Origin of the sequence: Dyadobacter linearis, assembly GCF_907165045.1 — a bacterium.
In the GTDB taxonomy this organism is placed as follows: domain Bacteria; phylum Bacteroidota; class Bacteroidia; order Cytophagales; family Spirosomataceae; genus Dyadobacter; species Dyadobacter linearis.
This window is the reverse complement of sequence record NZ_CAJRAU010000001.1, coordinates 1,286,641-1,306,783: the sequence shown is the minus strand read 5'-3', so window position 1 is coordinate 1,306,783 and position 20,143 is coordinate 1,286,641. Positions and strand designations below refer to the sequence as shown.

Sequence of the window (20,143 nt, the reverse complement as noted above, 5' to 3'; positions counted from 1 at the left end):
AAAACAGGCACCTTCCGTTGCCTGTTTAGCGGATTAAGCCCTTTTTATTTATTCAAAAATGCCAAGCTGGCTTTTCGAATCAGGCCCTTTCTTGTTATCCTTTTTATTTTTAGTGCCTGATTTCTTATCCTCCTCAGCTTCCTCTCCTTCCTGCGGGTCGACAGTTTCCTCCGCTTTGCCCGTTAAGTTAACTGTATTTTCTGTGATAACTTCTGGTTCTGTTACACCGGTTACATCTTCACTGGTTGCCTCTTCTTCCAACACATTTTCGGGCTCTTCCGTTGCTTCCTGCTCCATTACCGGATCGGGCAGGGGAGCAAGCCAGCGGATATTCTTAAACTTGTCATTTGGAAGCTTGTTACCCATAGCCCGCCAGCCGCGTACGTCCACCATTTCTTCGATGATATATTCAGTGGTAGTCTCCTCTTTCTGAGGTGTTTTGGGGTAAACAATTTCGAGCACCGGACGTTTGTCAGTGCTGGCCAACAGCAGCTTGCTGTTTTTGGCGTCACTGATAAACAGGAATTTCTTGTCCAGCGAGGAAGTCTCTATATTAAAGCGTTTGATAAAATGCTGTTTCTGGCCTCCGTCAAAATAGATCGCCGTGATCGCAAGCGTCGGATCAAATTTCTTGACGAGCAGTACCTCATTGGGCACATAGTGATTGGTCAGATCAAAGTTCGTCAGTTCATAGGAACCGTCTTTGTAAATAACCAGGATACTATCCGAAGGCCCGAAATTGCCAAGATATTCACCTCTTTCGTCACGATTAAGGCGCCCGATAATCGGGTCAAACCACATATCCACCCCGCCCAGCGTCGAGCGACCGGCTTGCTTCAGCGTAATTTTCCTGATCGGATATTTGGTCAATATATTACCCATTGCGCTCCTGTTCTTGATCAGCAGCTCCGCGAAATTGAAATCAAACTGCTTGACTTTCGCTTTGCTCTGGGCTGTAAGGTTCACGGTGATAATCTCGGCTTCCCCGTTATCATTGGCAGTGAAATAAGTGATTTTGGATTTGGGAGAACCCTGCGTCAGATCATATTCACGGTCTCTGGTCACCGCTGTGATCTGGCACCTTTTGATGTAAGAAACGCCCGTTTTTCCATCCAGGTAAACGAGGTTATACACTTTACGCTCATCGTTTTTGACAAAAACCGCACAGTGAATAATGTCCTTTCCAACAAATATCTTCTCCTGCACTTTGGTTACAAGGCATTTTCCATCACCCCTGAAAATGATAATATCATCGATATCCGAGCAATCCATCACATATTCGTCCTTTTTAAGACCATATCCGATAAATCCTTCGGCGCGATTAACATACAATTTCTGGTTATTGGCAGCTACGATATTCGCTGAAATCTGGTTGAATGCACGTATTTCAGTTTTTCTTCCACGGCCTTTACCATATTTTTTCAGCAGATCGCGGAAATAGTCGATCGCAAAACGGGTGATATTGGCCAGGTTATCTTCGGTTTCTCCCAATTCTTCCTGCCATTTCCGCATCAGTTCGTCAGCCTTGAAACCGTCGTATTTAGAAATACGCTTGATCCGGATCTCGGTCAACTCAACAATATCGTCGTCGGTTATTTCCCGGTAGAATTGTGGTTTGAATGGTTCGAGTCCTTTATCGATCGTCCTGATTACCGCTTCAAAGGTTTCGCATTCCTCAATATCCCGGTAAATGCGGTTTTCAATAAATATCTTTTCAAGAGATCCGTAAAGGATTTTTTCAAGAAGTGCCAGCCGTTTGATTTCGAGCTCTCTTTGCAGCAAGTGTACAGTTTGCTGGGTATTGTATTTTAAAATTTCGGTAACACCTACAAAATGAGGCTTATCTGCGATAATAATACAGGCATTCGGTGAAATGGACACTTCACATTCAGTGAATGCGTAAAGTGCGTCCATAGTAATATCCGGAGAAACTCCCGGTGCCAGGTGTACCTGTATCTCTACCTCCGCCGCCGTGTTATCAACAACTTTTTTAACCTTGATCTTCCCACCGTCATTCGCTTTTACAATGGAATCAATGAGCGAAGTGGTCGTGGTACCGAAAGGAATATCACGGATAACGAGCATTTTTTTATCCTCCTCCTCGATCCTGGCCCGCACGCGCACCTTTCCACCGCGGTGCCCGTCATTGTAATTGGAAACATCTATCTGCCCGCCAGTCAGAAAGTCGGGGAAAATGGAGACTTCTTTTCCCTGCAAAATGGCAATGGAAGCCTCGATCAGCTCACAAAAGTTGTGGGGAAGTATTTTGGTGGAAAGCCCTACCGCAATGCCTTCCACGCCAAGTGAAAGAGTTAGCGGAAATTTGACAGGCAGGGTAACGGGTTCTCTTTTCCGGCCATCGTAGGAAAGCTGCCAGTCAGTGGTATCGTCGTTGAATACGATTTCCTTTGCAAATCTGGAAAGCCTTACTTCAATATAACGCGCTGCGGCCGCACTATCGCCGGTGCGGATATCTCCCCAGTTTCCCTGGGTATCAAAAAGCAATTCTTTCTGGCCGATATTAACGATCGCATCGTAAATGGAAGCATCGCCGTGCGGGTGATACTGCATTGACGAGCCGACCACGTTCGCCACTTTGTTAAAACGCCCGTCGTCCATTTCGTTGAGCGCATGCATAATGCGTCGCTGAACCGGTTTCAGACCGTCTTCAATCGCAGGTACCGCACGCTCAAGAATTACATAAGAGGCATAATCCAGAAACCAGTTTTCATATAAACCCGAAATGGGCACTTTTTCATGCAATCCGCTATCTTCTACGTCAGGCGTAGCTCCGTTTTCGTCCATAAATGAAGGAGGAACCAGGTTTTAAACTAATCAGAAATATAAGGTCTTCATCCACCGGCTTTCGTTGAAGGACTGCAACATATCCAGGTACGTTGCAGCGCGAAAATTGCCGTCAGATCGATTTGAATTAACTGCTAATATAGCAAATAAAGCTATAATTATCAGTTTGCAGCGTCGGGGTCCTGCGCGTTCAGGACGGTCAGCAGCTCGCTGATCATCATCGCTGTGGCACCCCAGATTTTGTACCCCTGTACCATATAGTGCGGCGCATGAACCTGCTCGCCGCGCACCTGAATGTCGCTGGATCCGATGATATTAATGTCGGATATTTCTTCCAGTTTGATCTCAAAAATGTCTTCCACTTCGCGCGGGTCGGGGTAGAAATCCGGGCGGTAGGGCATGGCGGCTATCACAGGTAACACGTAGAAGTTGCTCGCCGGAATAAAGAGCTCCGTGAGTATCCCGAGTATCTTCACATCATTCAGCCGCAAACCGATTTCCTCCTGCGCTTCCCGCAGTGCCGTACGAACGAGATCCTTGTCGGTAAGCTCATAGCGCCCGCCGGGAAATGCAACCTGGCCCGAATGCACGCCATCGTAGGCGGGGCGAAGGATGAGGGGGAAATATATTTCGTTTTGATGGGGATAAAACAAAATAAGGATCGCGCTTTTGCGCGTGCGGGAATTGGGTTTAAATGTAAGCCGCAGCTTACTGGAAGCCTGCATCAGCTTATGCGCCGAATCACCCGGAAGCGGGTACTTCAGTTTTTTAGCTAATTGTTCGGTAAATAACGAAAAGGATTCCAGTGATGCCATCGCGGCTGTGGGGTGTCAGGAATTGGTATTTTACAAATATAACAAATAACGATTGCCGTGTTATACCCTTGCGTACAACTTCGCGAGCTGCTCGGCGCAGCGTTCTCCATCCATGGCAGCCGACATAATCCCACCGGCGTACCCGGCTCCTTCTCCGCAGGGAAACAAGCCTTTGACCTCGGGATGTTCGCAACTTTCGCGCTCGCGGGGAATCCGTACAGGCGAAGAAGTGCGGCTTTCCACGCCGATCAGCTGGGCGTCGGGCGAAAGGTATCCCCGCATTTTCTGCCCAAAATCATTCAACGCTTCCCGAAGCGGAAATGCGATATTTTCAGGCAGGATTTCATACATGTCCACCGATTCCAGACCAGGCTGGTAAGAGGTATCACGCAGTTCCGACGAGATTTTCGACTTCACAAAGTCCGTAGCAAGCTGCGCCGGGGCGGTTTGCATTGCTCCCGCCAGCGCACATGCCCGCTGCTCCATTTCCATTTGATATTGTAGCCCTGCCAGAGGCCCAAAAGATTTGTAAGTTAGCAGATCGGGCTCTTCCACCGAAACCACCAGCCCCGAGTTGGCATAAGGCGAGTCGCGTTTGGACGGCGACATGCCGTTCACCACCACTTCGCCCGTCGCAGTGGCGGCCGGCACGATGAACCCTCCGGGACACATACAAAACGAAAATGCGCCGCGCTGCACTCCCTTGTAATTTGTTTGCGTGACCAGAGAATAGGAGGCGGCCGGTAAATAAGGCCCGCGGTCTGTGGCGCAGTGGTATTGAATTTTGTCGATCGTATTTTGAGGATGCTCGATCCGTACGCCCATCGCAAAAGATTTACTTTCGATCAGGATGTTTTTAGCATGGAGCAACGTGTAGATATCCCGCGCGGAATGCCCCGTTGCCAGGATCACGCCCAAGCCGGTATACGCATTCCCATCATGGGTCACCACACCTTTCAGTATCCCTTCTTCAACCAGAAAGTCCGTAACTTTTGTATTAAAATGAATCTCCCCGCCGGCTTTTAGAATGCTCTCGCGCATTTCTGAAACCACAAGTGGCAACTTATTCGTGCCAATATGCGGGTGCGTATCGATCAGGATCTGCTCATTTGCACCGTGCTGGACAAAAATTTCCAATATCCGCCGAATGTCGCCGCGTTTGTTGGAACGGGTGTAAAGTTTGCCGTCGGAGTAAGTACCCGCCCCACCTTCACCAAAGCAATAGTTGGACTCGGGATTAACAATGTGTTCTTTATTGATAGCCGCCAGATCGCGTCGCCGCGCGCGTACATCCTTACCTCTTTCAAAAATGACGGGCTTGATACCCAGCTCGATCAGTCGCAGCGCGGCAAACATACCCGCCGGGCCGCAGCCAATAATGAGCGCCTGCGGACGTGTGCTGACGTCTTTATATTCAAAAACAGAAGTAACCAGCGACGGTGGAAATTCGTTTACGTAAACTTCCGCCTGAACATTCACTTTCACCTGCCTGCCACGCGCGTCGATTGACTGCCGTGTTTTTCGAATAAAAGGCTGATCAGCTTCGCGAATGCGGAGTTTTCTGAAAATATGTTGTCGGAACTGCTCTTCGTCCAGAGCGATCTCCGGCGCGAGCGTAAGTTGAAGCGTATGATGCATAAGAAAGGGATTTATCCTTTAAGTAATACAAAGGTAAAAAATTTCGGCCCTGATACCGCAGGAAAACCGGCGTTTACCGGGAGGGTAGCATCGGACCGAATGATACTTTATCATTAAAATGAAATAGAAATACATGGAGACGAACCGACGTCAGTTTCTTCAAACAATACCCGCACTGGCAGCCGCGCCGGCTTTGCTGTCAGCGGCCCAGGCGGCTCCTTTCTTTCCGCTTTCCTGCAACCAGTATTCCTGGATCACCTTTTATGCCCGCGACGGAAAGGACTGGGGAGCTGATCTCGACGCGTCGCTCGCTGATTTCGCCTCTACTGGTTTAAAAGCCTATGAGCCGGCACTGAACAATGCGGGAGAAGTGACGAAGCTGTTGCCGCTTTTGAAAAAATACCAGATTTTAATGCCGTCAGTTTACGTGAATACCTCTTTGCACGAGGCTGGAGAAGCAGCAAAGTCCATTGAGTCGGTACTATCGATCGCGGATGCATTGAAACCGGCGAATACTAAAATTGTCGTGACAAACCCCAATCCTATTAAATGGGGGAGTCAGGAGAATAAATCGGATGCGGAACTGGCGGAACAGGCGAAGAATATGGATAAGCTGGGTGCTGAGCTGAAAAAACGCGGCATGACGCTGGCATACCATACGCACGACGTTGAGCTGCGGGCTGCGGCGCGGGAGTTTCACCACATGCTGCTGGCAACCGATCCCAAAAACGTATCACTTTGTCTCGACGTACATTGGGTATACCGCGGCGCTGGCAATTCGCAGGTTGCTCTATTTGATATTGTTAAATTGTACGGAAGGCGCATTGTAGAATTGCATATTCGCCAATCGAAAGGCGGTATCTGGCAGGAAACCTTTGGCGAAGGTGATATCGATTACCCGAGACTAGTCACTGCGATGAATGCTATAAATGTAAAGCCGCATTTTGTTTTGGAACAGTGCTTAGAGAAAACTTCTCCAAAAACGATGAATGCAGCTGAGGCACATAAAGTGGATATGGTTGAGGCAAAACGTGTTTTTGGAATCTTGTAAAATATATGGGGCAATTTGAAAAGTTGATATTTAAACTACTCTCGGGTGCTGCTGATAATAATTTCAGTTTCAATGATTTGAGATCTATTCTTTTAAATCTTGGCTTCACAGAAAAAACAACGGGAGGTAGTCATCGAATTTTTTATAAGGAAAATATTGCGGAAATTGTAAATATCCAGCCTGATGGAAACAAGGCTAAACCATACCAGGTCAAACAGGTCAGAGCAATAATCTTGAAATACAAGCTTGTCAATTATGAACAGTAAATACGAGCTCATCATTTATTGGAGCGAAGAAGATAACAGATTCATTGTCGAAGTGCCAGAGTTGCCTGGCTGTATGGCCGATGGAAGTACTCAAAGCGAAGCGCTTGCAAACGCACAAATCGTGATAGATGAATGGATAGCAACAGCAAGAGAACTAAATCGTGAAATTCCCAAAGCGAAAGGGAAATTGATGTACGCGTGATATGCAGACCATATTCATCCGCTAATACTATAAGCCTCTACAACCTGCTCTGTAAATCCTTGCTAGTTTCCCGGGAGCCGTCGTGTGACCAGCCTGGCGCTTTGAGCAGATATTTCAATTTTGTCGGAAGATCCACGGGTTGCTGAAAATCCCGCCCGATCTCTTGCCACTCGTGAAAAACGGTCTGCACTACGTTTTCGGGCTGCATTGGTTTTGTTAAACCATAACGTGGCGGTACCTCTGCCATTTCTTCCTGAAACGTCCCGAATATGCGATCCCAGATAATCAGACACATACCCATATTTTTATCCAGGTATTGCACGTTGCTCGCATGATGCACGCGGTGGTGGGAAGGCGTAACCAGCAAATATTCCAGCCAGCCCAGTTTTTTGACATATTCGGTATGCACGATAATGCCGTAAATCTGCGTCAGCGAATACATGACGATGATATCCGCAGGCTCAAAACCTAAAATAGCGAGCGGGATAAAATAAATGAAACGGTACAGCGGTTGGAAAACAGACGAGCGAAAACCGGTCGTCAAATTGAAATGCTCGGAAGAATGGTGCGTCACGTGCACTGCCCAGAAAAGCCTGGAATGGTGATCCACATAATGCAAAGTATAAAACGCGAGATCTTCAAGCAAAAAAAGCAAGAGCCAGTAAGCGAACGGATTCTGGATCGGGGGAAACAGTGCAAGGTTGTAGAACCACAGCAGAACAGTCACATAAACTGCCCGGAAGAGCAGGTCAATACCGCCATTGCAGAGCATCAGGACAGCATTGGTGACGCTGTCCCGAAATGAGTAGGAGGGTTTGGCGGAATGGTCGTGGCTGCGTTGCCGGTACGTAAAGAAAATCTCTAAACCTATTAAAAACAAATAGAACGGAGTGGAAATCTTCAACAGGAAATCCTCAAAGTTGTATGTGCCAGGCATTGTAGTATTTACAAATAGTTGGCAAATATAGCCGGGTAAAGTATCGAAGATTTTCCTGGCTGAATTTCTAAGAAATTTTTAATGTGGCTCCGCTAAAACGCTCTGAATCATGACCGTGTCAGGGAATAATTTTCTTCAATGCCTTTCTTAAAGCTTCGTTCTTGAATTTCTTTTGAAGGATGATTGGCGCGGCAATGCGTTCCCGGCAATCGTAGAGTGAACACCGTTCGCAGGTTTGATTTACCTCGCGGGAAGGCAGCGACGGATCGTCGAGAAAGGCCAGCTTTTCCCTGGTCGGTTCGTCGAGGTAAATGCCCATTGAAACGCTGACATTCAGATTGGGCGTCGGTGACATTTGCTGGGCAAAACTGATCACCAGGTATTCGTCCTGGGTGTCGACGTAAGTTGATTTTTGCGCCTTGCACAATACCTGCGGCTGTTCCTTGCTATTGATTTTGTCGGCCAGGTCGTTCAGGATCGTGAGTGCCACCCAGCGGCGGCAATAGTGCTCGTCGCGCACCGTATGCGGATAATGTTTTCGGGAAATGTGCATTTCCTTCGTCATATCGAACACATTCTGGCCTACAAAATTATTGAACCGTGAAAAAAAGATCTGATTGATACCAAAATAACGCGGCAGGATATTGCTGAGCCGGTAACAGAAAGATTCGGGGGTAGTATTAAAATGATGGATCAACCGGATAAGCTGATCAGGCTGCCACGTTTTCTGCGCAAAAACGTCCGTAATAGCCGGTACCAGCAAACTTCTCTTAATAATAATCGCACTCGCGAAATAAGAAGCTTTGAAGTTGTTCAGCAGCTGCTCAAACGTTTCAGCTTCGACGAGGGCGGTGGTCTGCAGGCGGTTTTTCAGACCTAAATACAGATACCCAAGCTCGCGCCCATAAATGAATGCACGCTGGACAGAAGATAAATGTGCATTGAGCAGCAGCCGGTTACCTAGTATATTATTGATCGTAAGCGAACGTACCGTTGAAAATTCAGGATTAGTGCGTTCATTGATCTGCTCGATTTTGTAATTGAATTTTGTTTTTAGAACCCCTGCAAGAAAATTCTCGTCGAGCAGTTTTTCCGGCTCCACGTTATGCTCTGTCAGAAAATGCTCAGCTTCCAGTTCTATATCTTCGAAATAATTGTCGTGCATTTCCTGGTAAGTCCTTAATGCAGAGAAGTAAAACTTCTCGATCGACATATTGTAATTCCGCGCGATCTCGATCAATGTACCCACAAATGCACTGATCTTCATCGGCGCGTCGGACAGGATTTCAAGCAGGTTGGCAGGGTCAATACCGAAGAGTTCAAGCGGCAGTTCGGTGAGGATATTGGAGCTTAATAAGTCCGAAATCGGTTCGAGTCGCTTGCTGAGTTTCAGGGAAACCAGCGTATCGTAGTCTACATCTATCGCTCTTGCGAGCGCCAGTATTTTATCAGACTTTGGGTATTTCTTTCCTTTTTCAATTTCGTTGATATAGGAAATAGATAAGCCCGATTTTGCAGATAATTCGCTTAATGACAGGCCCTTATCCAGTCGCAGCTGTTTAAGTTTCAATCCAAATACCAACCTAACATTATCTGTATTTATCGCCACTGTTTTGGATGAAAAGGCCTGATTTGAGAGGTTCGCTATCAGGCAATTTAATTAAAGAATCGCAAAAGTAGAAATCAGATCCTTTGACCCGACTGACAAGCAATAAAAAACGGGACCGATCAAATGAAAGGTCCCGTAGATATTATGCTGGTTGCGCCTGACTTACAAAATAGCGAAGCCGAGCGTTGCCTGGAATAGATTGCTTTTCTTTCCAAATTGAGATGCAGTAGTCGCGTTGTTAAAGTTGATTTTCACAACATCTGTGAAATTTCCTTCGTAACGTACGTCGAGACTTAATCTTCCAAAATCAAGACCAACACCTGCCTGATAACCGTAAGCAAGGCGGTTTTTGAATTCTGCCTCTGAATTGCCACCGGTCACATCGTCAAATGAATCGCCAAGTTTTCCATTACTGTTCAATCTCAAAGAAGCCATCGGGCCGACATTGATACGGAAGAATTTAGCGATTCGTACACCGAAAAGGATCGGTACGTCGAGGTTAGAGAAACGTACATCTACTTTTCCATCCGAGTTCTGTACACCATCTTCATACACATTAAATCTTCCTCCTTTTTGAGATAGTAAAAATTCAGGCTGGATATATGCGTTCTTACCAAATCTGAAAAATACACCACCTACAAAACCCAGTGAGCGGTTATCGTTGTCTTTAAAATCAAATGCACTTCCACCCGAATTGAGTGATAAATCGTTACTTCCGTTGATATTAGAAAGGTTTGCCCCAGCTTTGATACCAAATCTGAAAGCAGGATCGTATTGGGCCGATGCGGAGTAGCTGATCAATAGTGCACACAGCGCAATTAGAATGTTTTTCATAGCAATATGAATTAGATAGTTTGAATGATGAATACCTCTTTATTAAATTTTATTAAAAAGTTATGCCGGGTCTGGGGACCATTTCTGAACAGGCTTCTGGGCATTAGTTTCCCCAAATACGCTTTGCTATGCCTGTTTCGCAGGTTATTAGCGGCAGAGGAAGCTGGATACGATCAAAAACGCTATTTTTGCGCGTTGTTTCAATAAATTATTTTAATCACCTTCCTATTACAGGACAGCTTTCGCAATCGGTTTTTTCAAGGATTGGGAATGCATTTAAATGATAAGCTATGAGTGAGTATAGTCATGGGGAAATAGAAAAAAAATGGCAGGGTTTCTGGGAAAAAAATGGGACTTACCATGTTTCGAATCAATCAGAAAAACCAAAATACTACGTGCTGGACATGTTTCCCTATCCTTCCGGCGCGGGTCTGCACGTGGGGCACCCGCTGGGTTATATTGCCTCCGATATTTATTCCCGGTATAAAAGACTGAAAGGTTTTAACGTATTGCACCCGATGGGCTTCGATAGTTTCGGTCTGCCGGCTGAGCAATATGCGATCCAGACCGGCCAGCATCCTGCGATCACGACCGAGCAGAACATATCACGCTACATTGAACAATTGAAAAACCTGGGTCTGAGCTACGATTGGAGCCGCGAAGTGCGTACTTCCGATCCGGGCTATTACAAATGGACGCAATGGATCTTCGGCGAGCTTTTCAATAGCTGGTACAATAACGATTCCGACAAGGCAGAGCCGATTGAAACTTTGACCCAAAAATTCAGCGAAAGCGGAAATAGAGGAGTTAATGCGCCTGCTGATGAGGATACCCCGCAATTTACAGCCGAAGAATGGAATGCATTTTCGGAAGAAGAACAATATAAGATCACATTAAAATACAGACTTACCTACGTAGCCGACGCGACCGTAAACTGGTGCCCGGGCCTGGGTTCTGTATTGTCAAATGACGAAGTAAAAGACGGCGTTTCTGAGCGTGGCGGATTTCCGGTTATCCAGAAACTGATGCGCCAGTGGATGATGCGCATCACCGCCTATTCGCAACGTTTGCTGGACGGACTCGACACCGTAGACTGGACCGATTCACTAAAAGAACAGCAGCGCAACTGGATCGGAAGGTCGGTAGGAGCGTTGGTGAAGTTTCAGATTTGGGAAGAAAGGGAGGAAAGGGAGGAAGGGAGGAAGGAGGAAGGAGAAAAAAATACATCTTCCCTTTCCTCCGTTCCTCCATCCTCCATTCCTCCATCCTCCCTTCCCTCCCCCTTCATCGAAGTCTTCACCACCCGTGTCGATACGATCTATGGGGTTACTTTTATGGTGATCGCGCCGGAGCATGAGCTGGTGGATCAGATTACTACTCCCGAGCAGCGCGGGGCGATTGATGAATATATCGCGATGACGCAGAAGAAGTCGGAGCGGGATCGTATGTCGGATGTGAAAACTGTTTCCGGGGCTTTTACGGGTGCGTTTGCGATCAATCCTTTTAATGGGGAGAAAGTGCCGGTTTATATTGCTGACTACGTTTTGGCGGGTTACGGAACGGGCGCGGTCATGGCAGTACCTTCCGGCGATCAGCGCGACTGGAATTTTGCGAAGCATTTCGACCTGCCGATTATCCCCATTCTGGATGGACAAAAAGACATAGAAATACAGGCCGACGCTACCAAGGAAGGCAAGTATATCAATTCGGGAATCATTAACGGACTGACTTTCCACGAAGCGAACAAGGTTTTGATACAGTACCTGGAAGAAAAGGGTATTGGTAAAGGAAAGATCAATTACAGGCTGCGCGACGCGGTTTTTAGCCGCCAGCGATACTGGGGCGAGCCGGTTCCTGTTTTTTATAAAGAAGATAGTACCGGAACTCCGTTACCTTATCTGATGTCTGAAAGCGAGTTGCCGCTGAACCTGCCGGACGTCGATAAATACCTTCCGACAGAATCAGGCGAGCCGCCGCTGGGGCGGGCGCAGGGCTGGCAGCACAGCTCAGGAAGTGCCTACGAACTGAGCACGATGCCGGGTTGGGCGGGCAGCAGCTGGTATTGGTACCGGTATATGGATCCTAAAAATCAGTCGGAATTTGCTTCGCAGGAAGCGATCGGTTACTGGCAGAATGTGGATTTGTACATGGGCGGTACGGAACATGCGACGGGGCATTTGCTATACAGCCGGTTCTGGAACAAGTTTCTGAAAGACAGAGGTTATGTGCCTCAGGAAGAGCCTTTTAAAAAGCTTATCAATCAGGGTATGATCCAGGGTCGCAGCAGTTTTGTGTACCGGGTCAAAAGTGAAGACTATAACAATCCAACTTTCGTAAGTGCCGGATTGCGCGACCAATATGAAGTTTCAGCATTGCACGTGGATGTGAATATCGTGCAGAACGATGTGCTGGATATTGAAAAGTTCAAGTCGACGCGGGCGGATATTGGTGCTGGAAATGCGACTTTCATTCTGGAAGACGGGAAATATGTTTGCGGGGTGGAGATCGAGAAAATGTCGAAATCCAAATTTAATGTCGTTAATCCTGATGATATCGTAGAAAAGTACGGAGCCGATACTTTGCGTTTGTACGAAATGTTCCTCGGCCCGCTCGAACAGGCCAAACCCTGGAATACGCACGGTATTGACGGTACTTACCGATTTATACGCAAGCTGTGGCGGTTGTTTTACAACGACGCCGGCCAGTCGGTTGTGAAAGATATTCCTGCCAAACCGGATGAATTGAAGATCCTGCACAAAACGATCAAGAAGATCGAGGAAGACATTGAAAACTTCTCGTTCAATACCGGCGTGAGTGCTTTTATGGTTTGTGTCAATGAATTGGGCAGTCTGAAATGTCACAGTAAATCGGTATTGCAGGAGCTGGTTATCTTGATCTCTCCCTATGCGCCGCATATTGCAGAGGAACTTTGGGCGGCGTTGGGCAATGCAGAAGGAACGGTTTCAAGCGCCTCTTTCCCGAAATGGGAACAGCAGCACGTGATCGACGCGATCTTTGAATATCCTGTGCAGATCAACGGAAAAGTGCGCATCTCACTTCCTTTCCCGCTCGATACACCGTCGGACGAGATTGAAAAATCAGTTCTTGAAAATGAGACAGTGGTAAAATGGATGGAAGGAAAACCTGCGAAAAAGGTGATCGTCGTTCCAAAACGTATTGTGAATGTAGTGATCTAGATTTTTATAATACAAAAGAAAGCCCGGTGCAATGAGTGCGCCGGGCTTATTTTTTGGCTAACAGATATTATTTAATGGCCAATACGCGCTCTGCAGGTTGCTCGGACAGTTCAAATGTTTTGGTCAGTTTTTCACCTTTACCGGTGATCTGAATGGTGTAAACGCCGCTTGGCAGATTTTTAACATTCAATGCTTTTCTGAATTTCTCAGTATCCTTTCCGATCACTTCACGGAACATCACGTGGCCTCTGTCATTGGTTACCAGCACCAGCGCATTGCAATCCGCATACTTATCAACACTGATATGGATGTTACCTGATTTCGAAGCGAAAATTCCGGTACCGAAGCTGGTTACTTTTTTAGTTTCCTTGTCTTCGGCAAAAGTATTGGCAGTAAAAACAACAGTGAAGGCTACTGCGAAGGCGATTGATTTAAGTAAGTTTTTCATGGCTAATGGATGTTTGAAGTTTTCTGTGATTGCTGTCCCTCTTGGACATAACAAAGATAGGTGACGACAGGTACTATGTATTACAAAGTACAGGAACGGTTGAGATTGAAAATAAATGGTCGTAGCTGCGGAACACTGAACTTTGCTATTTTTGCAGCATAATGGCGAAAAAGAAAATTAAGGCCTCTCCGAAGAAAATACCCTATTTAAAACCCCTTCCGCCCAAAGGCTGGGCAATTATTGCCGGGGTCGTTTTGCTCATAGTGGGTATCATCTGGTGGCGCGATAGTAAGGATGAAAACCAGTGGGAGTTCGTCAGCAAGTTCGGGATCCGGCTGCCGATGCGTTACGCAATCCACGGGATAGACGTTTCCCATCACAATGCAAAGATCAACTGGGACAAGCTGAGAAATACACGATCGGGCGACGTGAAGATTGACTTCGTGTACATCAAAGCGACCGAAGGCGCGACGCATTTAGACAAACAATTTAAAAGAAACTGGAACGAGGCAAAAAGGGTAGGGATGAAACGCGGGGCTTATCACTTTTATAATCCGCGAGTAATGTCTGATAGGCAGGTGCAGAACTTCATCGGTCAGGTGAGGATGGAAACGGGCGATATGCCGCCCGTGCTGGATTTGGAAACGCACGCCGGCCGACCCGACGATATCATCATAAAAGGGGTAAGAAACTGGCTCACGCAAATAGAAAAGCATTACGGCGTGCGGCCTATTATTTATGTCAATGAATATTTCTACAAAAAATATATAGCCGGGAATTTCGACGACTACCCGCTCTGGCTCGCCGGCTATTCCCGCGACGATATCAGCGACCTCGCCCTCGATTCACAAGTATTATTCTGGCAGCACAGCGAAAAAGGCTGGGCCGACGGGATAAGAGGATTCGTGGACTACAATGTATTCCTGCACGAAGGAGACGACTGGGCTGCGCTAGGAGAGTAGTAAAACCCAAACCCCTGAAGGGGCTTTACTTTGGTTTTTTGCAGCAACGAAAAGTCCCCCTTGGGGGATTTAGGGGTATTTTTTTAAGCCCAAATATCAAACCAAAGGTTCCTAAACCCCTACCCCTAAAAGGGCTCTACTTAGGTTTTCGCAGCAACGAAAAGTCCCCCTTGGGGGATTTAGGGGTTTTTTTTCAGCCCAAATCTCAAACCAAAGGCTCCTAAACCCCAACCCCTAAGGGGGCTTTGCTTTGGTTTTTTGCAGCAACGAAAAGTCCCCCTTGGGGGATTTAGGGGTCCTCTCAAACCAAAGGCTCCTAAAACCCCAACCCCTAAAAGGGGCTTTACTCTGGTTTTTGCAGCAACGAAAAGTCCCCCTTGGGGGATTTAGGGGTATTCTTTGACCCCAAATCTCAAACCAAAGGTTCCTGCTGGCTTAAACAGTGAAAACTACCTTGTCCCCAGATAATCTCAGTCGCTTCGAGTGGAATGATCTTTCTTCCTGCGAATGCTTTTTCCAGGATATCGATGGCGACCTGATCGTTGGGATTATTGAAGACCGGAACGATGACGCCGGTATTGCAGATTAAAAAGTTAGCATAGGAGCCGGGTGTACGGAAACCGTCGATAACGACTTCTTTTGGCATCGGCAGCTCGATGATATTCAGCTGTTTGCCATTTACCAGCCGCATTTTTTTAAGTAGATCCAGATTGGTTTGCAAAATTTCATGGTTCTCATCTTCCCGATTTGACTCGACGCAAGCTACCACGGTATCTTCATTGATAAATCGCGTTGTATCGTCAATATGTCCGTCGGTATCGTCGCCGACAATGCCGCCTTCTACCCACAATACCTGCTCGACGCCGTAGTAATCGCAGAGGTATTTTTCAATTTCTGCCTGTTTCAAATGCGGGTTACGGTTGATATTCAGCAGACACGATTTGCTGGTCAGCACACTTCCGGCGCCATTGAATTCCACCGCGCCACCTTCCATGATAATGCCGGGATTGACGATCGGTAAGTTCAGGTATTCCGCTACCGCCGAAGGTGTACGGTTGTCGTCATCGAAAGGCGGATATTTGCCTCCCCACGCATTGTGGCCCCAATCCACGATCATTTTCTGTTTCGTTTCAGGGTTGATCAAAAACGAAGGTCCGTGATCGCGGCACCACGCGTCATTGGTAGGTTTTATTATAAATTCGATTTTAGAAAGATCGACTCCGGTACGGGAAAGTTCTGCTATTATAAATTCTTTAAGATTCTCATTGTCAGCAATAATACCCACATTTTCACCCTGGCTGATCGCCTTGATGAATGCCAGATATTGCGGCCGCATTTGTGCCAGTTTCTCTCCCTGCCACGACGATTCGTTATGCGGAAAAGTGAGCCAGGTAGCCCGGTGCGGATGCCACTCAGGAGGAAAAATGAAACCGGATTCTTTCGGAGTTAATGAAGTATGAAGCTCAGACACGATTTTGCGATTGGTAATGAATACCGCAAAGGTCGGAAAGGTTTTGGGTTAAGGCAAAATCAATTATTAGCCACCATCACATTATCCACCAGATAAGTCCCGTCAACGGTCTCGAGGTGATAGGCTTTCGTCACGCGTCTCGCGTTTTCTTTTACCGCACCTATTTTCCACAAGGACACCAGTCCGGTAGCAGGTTCGTAATGGTATAAAACGTCTTTTTTGGAAAGTTTCTTCATTCTTTTCTTGCCGTGACTGGTTTGTACCCGGTGGTCGGGCGTGGCCTCTATGAGTAGGGCAGGCACTATTTGCTGCGATTCCGCGACAGTTTCGGCCGGGCGGAGGTAGAAGGCAGTTAATGCAGAATAGGGTTGGTTGAAAACATCGATCTGCTTCACCTGAGTGGCGGTAGTTTTCCCGTCCCGGCAGGTTTTTACATGTTCTCCAATTCTCACATCCGCGATCGGTTTAACGCTACCATCGGCCATTGTGACGGGCGCGCTTCCAGAAAAGTATTGGTACCGCTTCTTTTTCTTCGAAACTTTGATCGTTTCCTCAGATTTGATCTGCCCGACGGACATATTGTCGGTCTGGGCAAATACACTGAGCGATACAAGTAAAAGGAGTGAAGTAGTTGCTATTTTGATCACAATGGATAATTTATGCTTTTGACATTTTTACAAAAACTTTACTTAATGCATTCGGCAGCGCACCAATGGCGATCAGTACCAAACCTACCGTGATCAGGGTAGAGTTGTGCGCGAAGAATGTACCGGAAGAAAGGATCGCCAGGATCAGGATCGTTGAAAAAGGCAGGGAGAATGCGAGCAGCAAAACTGCTAGTTCGAGGTCGAAAGTCCGTTTTTCTTTGGGTAAACCTTTTGCGTCTTCTTTGATATTGAATGCCGAAATATGCGCGAGAGGCCAGAAACTAGCGGCACTCAGCGGGATCACGATCGCCAGCAGGATCATTGCATAATCGTTGATATTCAGTACATAAATCATCCCCGCGCTGATCAGCATCGTGATACCTGCCCTGAAAAACAGGATACTCGCGACAATGCGTTTTTTTCCTTCTTTTAGCTGAACAGCAAGCCCGATGAACAACAGCACAAGTGGTGTCATCATCGCGCTGGTTTTATCAAAAAGATCCGTCACGATCGGCGGCAATGTGTTGTAGTTGATTCCCAGACTCAGCAGAATGATCGCAAGGAAAATCAGCAGGTTAATAGGCTCCTGGAACATGCTCGCAAAAAGACTTTTCAGCTTGCCGCCCACTTTGGTTTCCTTATCGTTGCTGTTTTTCAAAAACATATTCATAGCGAGAATATAAAGAGAAATCAGCACGAAAAACTTGTTGCCAACATCCGCCAGCGCCGCGATAGCAAGACTTTTTTCACCCAAAAACTCAGCGATAAAAGGAAAGCACGAAAGTCCCGGCGCGAGGGAAGGAATGAGCATCATCAGTGTTCTGCCGGTCGGGCTGTTTTTTTCAATACCAAATAATGCAAAAGCCAGTGGCGCCGAGAAAAACATCAAAAAGTTGAAAACCAAAGTCACCAGCGGGATAATGATCATCGAAGAATCAATATCAATCTTCATCAAAGAAATGAAGATGGTCGAAGGCAATGCCACCGACAGAATGATTTCCTTGATCCCATTAGTCTGGTCCTTGTTCTTGAATTTGCTTTTCAAGAGCAGCCCAAGGGATATTAGCAATAAGAGTGTTATGGTTTTTTGCAATGCATCACTCATGATTGGAAATGTTGATGTGGCAGGTGTTTTTCAATGGTTGGTAATGGGGGGGCGGTGTTTGGGGGGAGGTTGTCATTGATGGTCAATTTTTGTCATTTGTGGTCATTGCTTGTCATTAAGTCATTGATTGTCATTAAGGTCATTGGTTGTCAGTTATGGTCATTTGTCGTCATTAATTGTTTGACGTTACTTGTGCTATTTCTAAACTGCACTTGACAAAAAGACCCTGCGCCTAACTAATAAATGACTAAAAATGACAACCAATGACAAAAAATGACCACCAATGACTAAAAAAGACCACCAATGACTAAAAATGACAATCAATGACAAAAAATGACCATCAATGACAACGCATACTAACTCAACTGCCCCAGCGCCCCTACAAATGCTTTCATTTCGTCCATCGTACCGAGACTTACGCGGCACCAGGGTTTGTTCAAAATGTCGAATGCGCGTACTGAGACGCCTTTTGCATTCAATTTTGTGAGTAATTCTTTTGCAGGTATGGTCACCGGGAAGAGTACGAAGTTGGTGTAGGACGGAATGTATTTGTATCCCATTTTATCCAGGTTTTCGTACAGATAAAGCTTCGCTTCGTGGTTGAGCTTGCGCGTGTTTCCCTGAAAATCCTTATCGTCGAGGCTGGCAGAAGCTGCAAAGATCGAGGTATAAGAAATCCCCATTCCGCCGCGGGTAATCTTGTTGATCGTTTCCAGGTAGGAAGGAAGTGCGACCATATAACCGACACGGATACCGGCCATTCCCATGATTTTGGAGAAAGTACGGGCTACGATCACATTTTTCTTCTGGGTAAGCAGTGAAACCATGCTCTGGGTATCAGCGCCTACTGCCAGTTCAATGTAAGCTTCGTCAACAAATACAGGTACTTTTTCGGAAACGCGTGAGCAGAAATCGAGCAGGTCCTGACCTTTGGTAATCGCGCCGGTCGGGTTGTTTGGGTTACAAACGTACACCAGTTTCGTTTCGCTGTCGATCGCGGCTTCCATTGCTTTCAGGTCGTGTGACCAATCGTCGGTACAGGGAACAGGCTTCCAGGTTGCGCCAACGGATTTGGCAACCTGCACCAGCGACATATAGCAAGGATCGGCGGAAACGATGTTTCCTTTTCCTTTCATGAAAGTCACCAATGCCACTTTTTCCAAAAGATCCGATGAACCCGGGCCCATCATGATATGGTCGGCAGTTACACCTTCTTTTTTGGCTATTTTATCAATAAGATCATACATTTCCTTCCACGCGTAGCGGTTGCCATTCTTTACTGAATCGGCTACTGCTTTCTGTGCTGACATCGGCGGGCCGTATGGATTTTCGTTGGCATTCAGCTTGGCGATAATCTTCGGCGCTTTCAAATCATCCGGTAAAAAATACTCTCTTACCATGGGGCTGCGGTAAATGCGGTTCTCAGGATCCAGCGACAACGGTGCGCCAGCGAAAGCGCCCATGCTCAAATGCGGGGCCAGTGTCATACCTCCGATTGCCATTAAACCGGATTTAAGAAGATTCCGACGGTCCATTTTCTGATTCATTTTTATAAAAGTTTTAGTAATACGTGACGATAAATATGTGATTGGAAAAACTATAATTCAATTTACAAATAAACAAGCCAACACGGAACACAGTTAGCTTGTTTTTCAGTTAGTTAGCTGCTATTTGTGAAAATCTTGTGAAGGCAATTCCCTTGTGATTTCCCGTCCAGGAAATCTTGATTAGCGAGCCGGCTTTCGGTGCGGCGATACCCAGTTCTGCCCAGGTTTTATCAATCGTCACCAGTCCGTCGGCATTGGATGTCACTTCACCCAATGCTGCACCGGAACGCAGTGTAATTTTGATCGCAAGATTTGGGACAGGGATCGAGTCAATACCTTTGGTATGGTCGAGGATATTGGTTTTATCGAGTTCCAGCAGGCGGGCCGAAAGCGTCAGTTTCGTGGCCGTCGCGGCATAGGTTACAGTGGGCTCGCTGGCAATCGGTGCGCCGAAAGGAGCTCCTACGATATCAACCAACACAGGCGCTACGTCTCTTTCCAAAAACGGGTCCTCTACTTTGCAGGAAGCAATTCCAAGCGTGACCATTGCCAGCAGGCAAAGTGTAGTTATGGAAGATCTGATATTTTTCATAATTCTCTGATTTCTTG

17 protein-coding genes are annotated in these 20,143 nt (G+C 46.7%); 5 read left to right on the top strand and 12 right to left on the bottom strand.

Annotation, left to right across the window (positions count from 1 at the left end; translation table 11 throughout):
• Positions 1-48: 48 nt before the first annotated feature.
• The 3 genes from KOD92_RS05360 to KOD92_RS05350 all read right to left on the bottom strand — a co-directional run bounded on the left by KOD92_RS05360 (position 49) and on the right by KOD92_RS05350 (position 5,258).
• Positions 49-2,805, bottom strand: coding sequence for a DNA gyrase/topoisomerase IV subunit A (locus KOD92_RS05360; protein ID WP_215232457.1), 2,757 nt, complete (start codon positions 2,803-2,805; stop codon positions 49-51).
• A gap of 161 nt (positions 2,806-2,966) precedes the next feature.
• Complete coding sequence (locus tag KOD92_RS05355) at positions 2,967-3,620, bottom strand: NUDIX hydrolase (protein ID WP_215232456.1); 654 nt, start codon at positions 3,618-3,620, stop codon at positions 2,967-2,969.
• Between the two features lie 60 nt (positions 3,621-3,680).
• Positions 3,681-5,258 carry an NAD(P)/FAD-dependent oxidoreductase gene (locus KOD92_RS05350; protein WP_215232455.1) on the bottom strand — a complete coding sequence of 526 codons (1,578 nt, stop codon included), beginning with the start codon at positions 5,256-5,258 and terminating at the stop codon, positions 3,681-3,683.
• 133 nt (positions 5,259-5,391) lie between these two features.
• On the opposite strand from KOD92_RS05350, the gene KOD92_RS05345 reads away from it, so the two are divergent.
• From KOD92_RS05345 to KOD92_RS05335, 3 genes are read left to right on the top strand one after another with little or no spacing between them, the layout of a single operon-like run.
• Positions 5,392-6,309 (top strand): sugar phosphate isomerase/epimerase family protein, encoded by a 918-nt coding sequence (locus KOD92_RS05345; protein WP_215232454.1) that lies wholly within the window; start codon positions 5,392-5,394, stop codon positions 6,307-6,309.
• A 5-nt stretch (positions 6,310-6,314) separates the two neighbouring features.
• Positions 6,315-6,575, top strand: coding sequence for a type II toxin-antitoxin system HicA family toxin (locus tag KOD92_RS27665; RefSeq protein WP_215232453.1), 261 nt, complete (start codon positions 6,315-6,317; stop codon positions 6,573-6,575).
• On the top strand, positions 6,565-6,777 hold the full coding sequence (locus tag KOD92_RS05335; RefSeq protein ID WP_215232452.1) for a type II toxin-antitoxin system HicB family antitoxin: 213 nt from the start codon (positions 6,565-6,567) through the stop codon (positions 6,775-6,777). The genes KOD92_RS27665 and KOD92_RS05335 overlap by 11 nt, the downstream gene beginning before the upstream one ends.
• 37 nt (positions 6,778-6,814) lie before the next feature.
• On the opposite strand, the gene KOD92_RS05330 is transcribed toward KOD92_RS05335, so the two are convergent.
• From KOD92_RS05330 to KOD92_RS05320, 3 genes are all read right to left on the bottom strand, one after another.
• Positions 6,815-7,714: a sterol desaturase family protein gene (locus KOD92_RS05330; protein WP_215232451.1), complete on the bottom strand. Its 900-nt coding sequence runs from the start codon at positions 7,712-7,714 to the stop codon at positions 6,815-6,817.
• A gap of 118 nt (positions 7,715-7,832) precedes the next feature.
• Positions 7,833-9,323, bottom strand: coding sequence for a helix-turn-helix domain-containing protein (locus tag KOD92_RS05325; protein WP_215232450.1), 1,491 nt, complete (start codon positions 9,321-9,323; stop codon positions 7,833-7,835).
• Positions 9,324-9,485: 162 nt separating this feature from the next.
• Entirely contained in the window at positions 9,486-10,157 is a 672-nt protein-coding gene (locus KOD92_RS05320; RefSeq protein ID WP_215232449.1) for a porin family protein, read from the bottom strand.
• Between the two features lie 290 nt (positions 10,158-10,447).
• On the opposite strand from KOD92_RS05320, the gene leuS reads away from it, so the two are divergent.
• Positions 10,448-13,354 (top strand): leucine--tRNA ligase, encoded by a 2,907-nt coding sequence (leuS, locus tag KOD92_RS05315; RefSeq protein ID WP_215232448.1) that lies wholly within the window; start codon positions 10,448-10,450, stop codon positions 13,352-13,354.
• Positions 13,355-13,421: 67 nt separating this feature from the next.
• On the opposite strand, the gene KOD92_RS05310 is transcribed toward leuS, so the two are convergent.
• A complete protein-coding gene (locus KOD92_RS05310; RefSeq protein ID WP_215232447.1) occupies positions 13,422-13,802 on the bottom strand; it encodes a DUF3244 domain-containing protein in 381 nt (126 codons plus the stop codon).
• 161 nt (positions 13,803-13,963) lie between these two features.
• Between KOD92_RS05310 and KOD92_RS05305 the strand changes: the two genes are divergently transcribed.
• A complete protein-coding gene (locus KOD92_RS05305; RefSeq protein WP_215232446.1) occupies positions 13,964-14,764 on the top strand; it encodes a glycoside hydrolase family 25 protein in 801 nt (266 codons plus the stop codon).
• A 412-nt stretch (positions 14,765-15,176) separates the two neighbouring features.
• Here the strand turns inward: KOD92_RS05305 and KOD92_RS05300 are convergent, their stop codons facing one another.
• The 5 genes from KOD92_RS05300 to KOD92_RS05280 all read right to left on the bottom strand — a co-directional run bounded on the left by KOD92_RS05300 (position 15,177) and on the right by KOD92_RS05280 (position 20,126).
• Complete coding sequence (locus tag KOD92_RS05300; protein ID WP_215232445.1) at positions 15,177-16,235, bottom strand: agmatine deiminase family protein; 1,059 nt, start codon at positions 16,233-16,235, stop codon at positions 15,177-15,179.
• A gap of 59 nt (positions 16,236-16,294) precedes the next feature.
• Positions 16,295-16,882, bottom strand: coding sequence for a Hint domain-containing protein (locus tag KOD92_RS05295; protein WP_229254534.1), 588 nt, complete (start codon positions 16,880-16,882; stop codon positions 16,295-16,297).
• A gap of 10 nt (positions 16,883-16,892) precedes the next feature.
• Positions 16,893-17,987 carry an AEC family transporter gene (locus tag KOD92_RS05290; protein ID WP_215232444.1) on the bottom strand — a complete coding sequence of 365 codons (1,095 nt, stop codon included), beginning with the start codon at positions 17,985-17,987 and terminating at the stop codon, positions 16,893-16,895.
• A gap of 356 nt (positions 17,988-18,343) precedes the next feature.
• On the bottom strand, positions 18,344-19,534 hold the full coding sequence (locus KOD92_RS05285; RefSeq protein ID WP_215232443.1) for a pyridoxal phosphate-dependent aminotransferase: 1,191 nt from the start codon (positions 19,532-19,534) through the stop codon (positions 18,344-18,346).
• Between the two features lie 109 nt (positions 19,535-19,643).
• Entirely contained in the window at positions 19,644-20,126 is a 483-nt protein-coding gene (locus KOD92_RS05280; RefSeq protein ID WP_215232442.1) for a hypothetical protein, read from the bottom strand.
• Between the last annotated feature and the right edge of the window lie 17 nt (positions 20,127-20,143).

What these genes read in the sequence shown, in the direction of transcription:
- KOD92_RS05345 (WP_215232454.1), top strand. Translation starts at nt 5,392, where the DNA reads ATGGAGACGAACCGACGTCAGTTTCTTCAAACAATACCCGCACTGGCA.
- KOD92_RS05305 (WP_215232446.1), top strand. Translation starts at nt 13,964, where the DNA reads ATGGCGAAAAAGAAAATTAAGGCCTCTCCGAAGAAAATACCCTATTTA.
- KOD92_RS05335 (WP_215232452.1), top strand. Translation starts at nt 6,565, where the DNA reads ATGAACAGTAAATACGAGCTCATCATTTATTGGAGCGAAGAAGATAAC.
- leuS (WP_215232448.1), top strand. Translation starts at nt 10,448, where the DNA reads ATGAGTGAGTATAGTCATGGGGAAATAGAAAAAAAATGGCAGGGTTTC.
- KOD92_RS05285 (WP_215232443.1), bottom strand. Translation starts at nt 19,534, where the DNA reads ATGAATCAGAAAATGGACCGTCGGAATCTTCTTAAATCCGGTTTAATG.
- KOD92_RS05330 (WP_215232451.1), bottom strand. Translation starts at nt 7,714, where the DNA reads ATGCCTGGCACATACAACTTTGAGGATTTCCTGTTGAAGATTTCCACT.
- KOD92_RS05360 (WP_215232457.1), bottom strand. Translation starts at nt 2,805, where the DNA reads ATGGACGAAAACGGAGCTACGCCTGACGTAGAAGATAGCGGATTGCAT.
- KOD92_RS27665 (WP_215232453.1), top strand. Translation starts at nt 6,315, where the DNA reads ATGGGGCAATTTGAAAAGTTGATATTTAAACTACTCTCGGGTGCTGCT.
- KOD92_RS05355 (WP_215232456.1), bottom strand. Translation starts at nt 3,620, where the DNA reads ATGGCATCACTGGAATCCTTTTCGTTATTTACCGAACAATTAGCTAAA.
- KOD92_RS05280 (WP_215232442.1), bottom strand. Translation starts at nt 20,126, where the DNA reads ATGAAAAATATCAGATCTTCCATAACTACACTTTGCCTGCTGGCAATG.
- KOD92_RS05310 (WP_215232447.1), bottom strand. Translation starts at nt 13,802, where the DNA reads ATGAAAAACTTACTTAAATCAATCGCCTTCGCAGTAGCCTTCACTGTT.
- KOD92_RS05320 (WP_215232449.1), bottom strand. Translation starts at nt 10,157, where the DNA reads ATGAAAAACATTCTAATTGCGCTGTGTGCACTATTGATCAGCTACTCC.
- KOD92_RS05350 (WP_215232455.1), bottom strand. Translation starts at nt 5,258, where the DNA reads ATGCATCATACGCTTCAACTTACGCTCGCGCCGGAGATCGCTCTGGAC.
- KOD92_RS05290 (WP_215232444.1), bottom strand. Translation starts at nt 17,987, where the DNA reads ATGAGTGATGCATTGCAAAAAACCATAACACTCTTATTGCTAATATCC.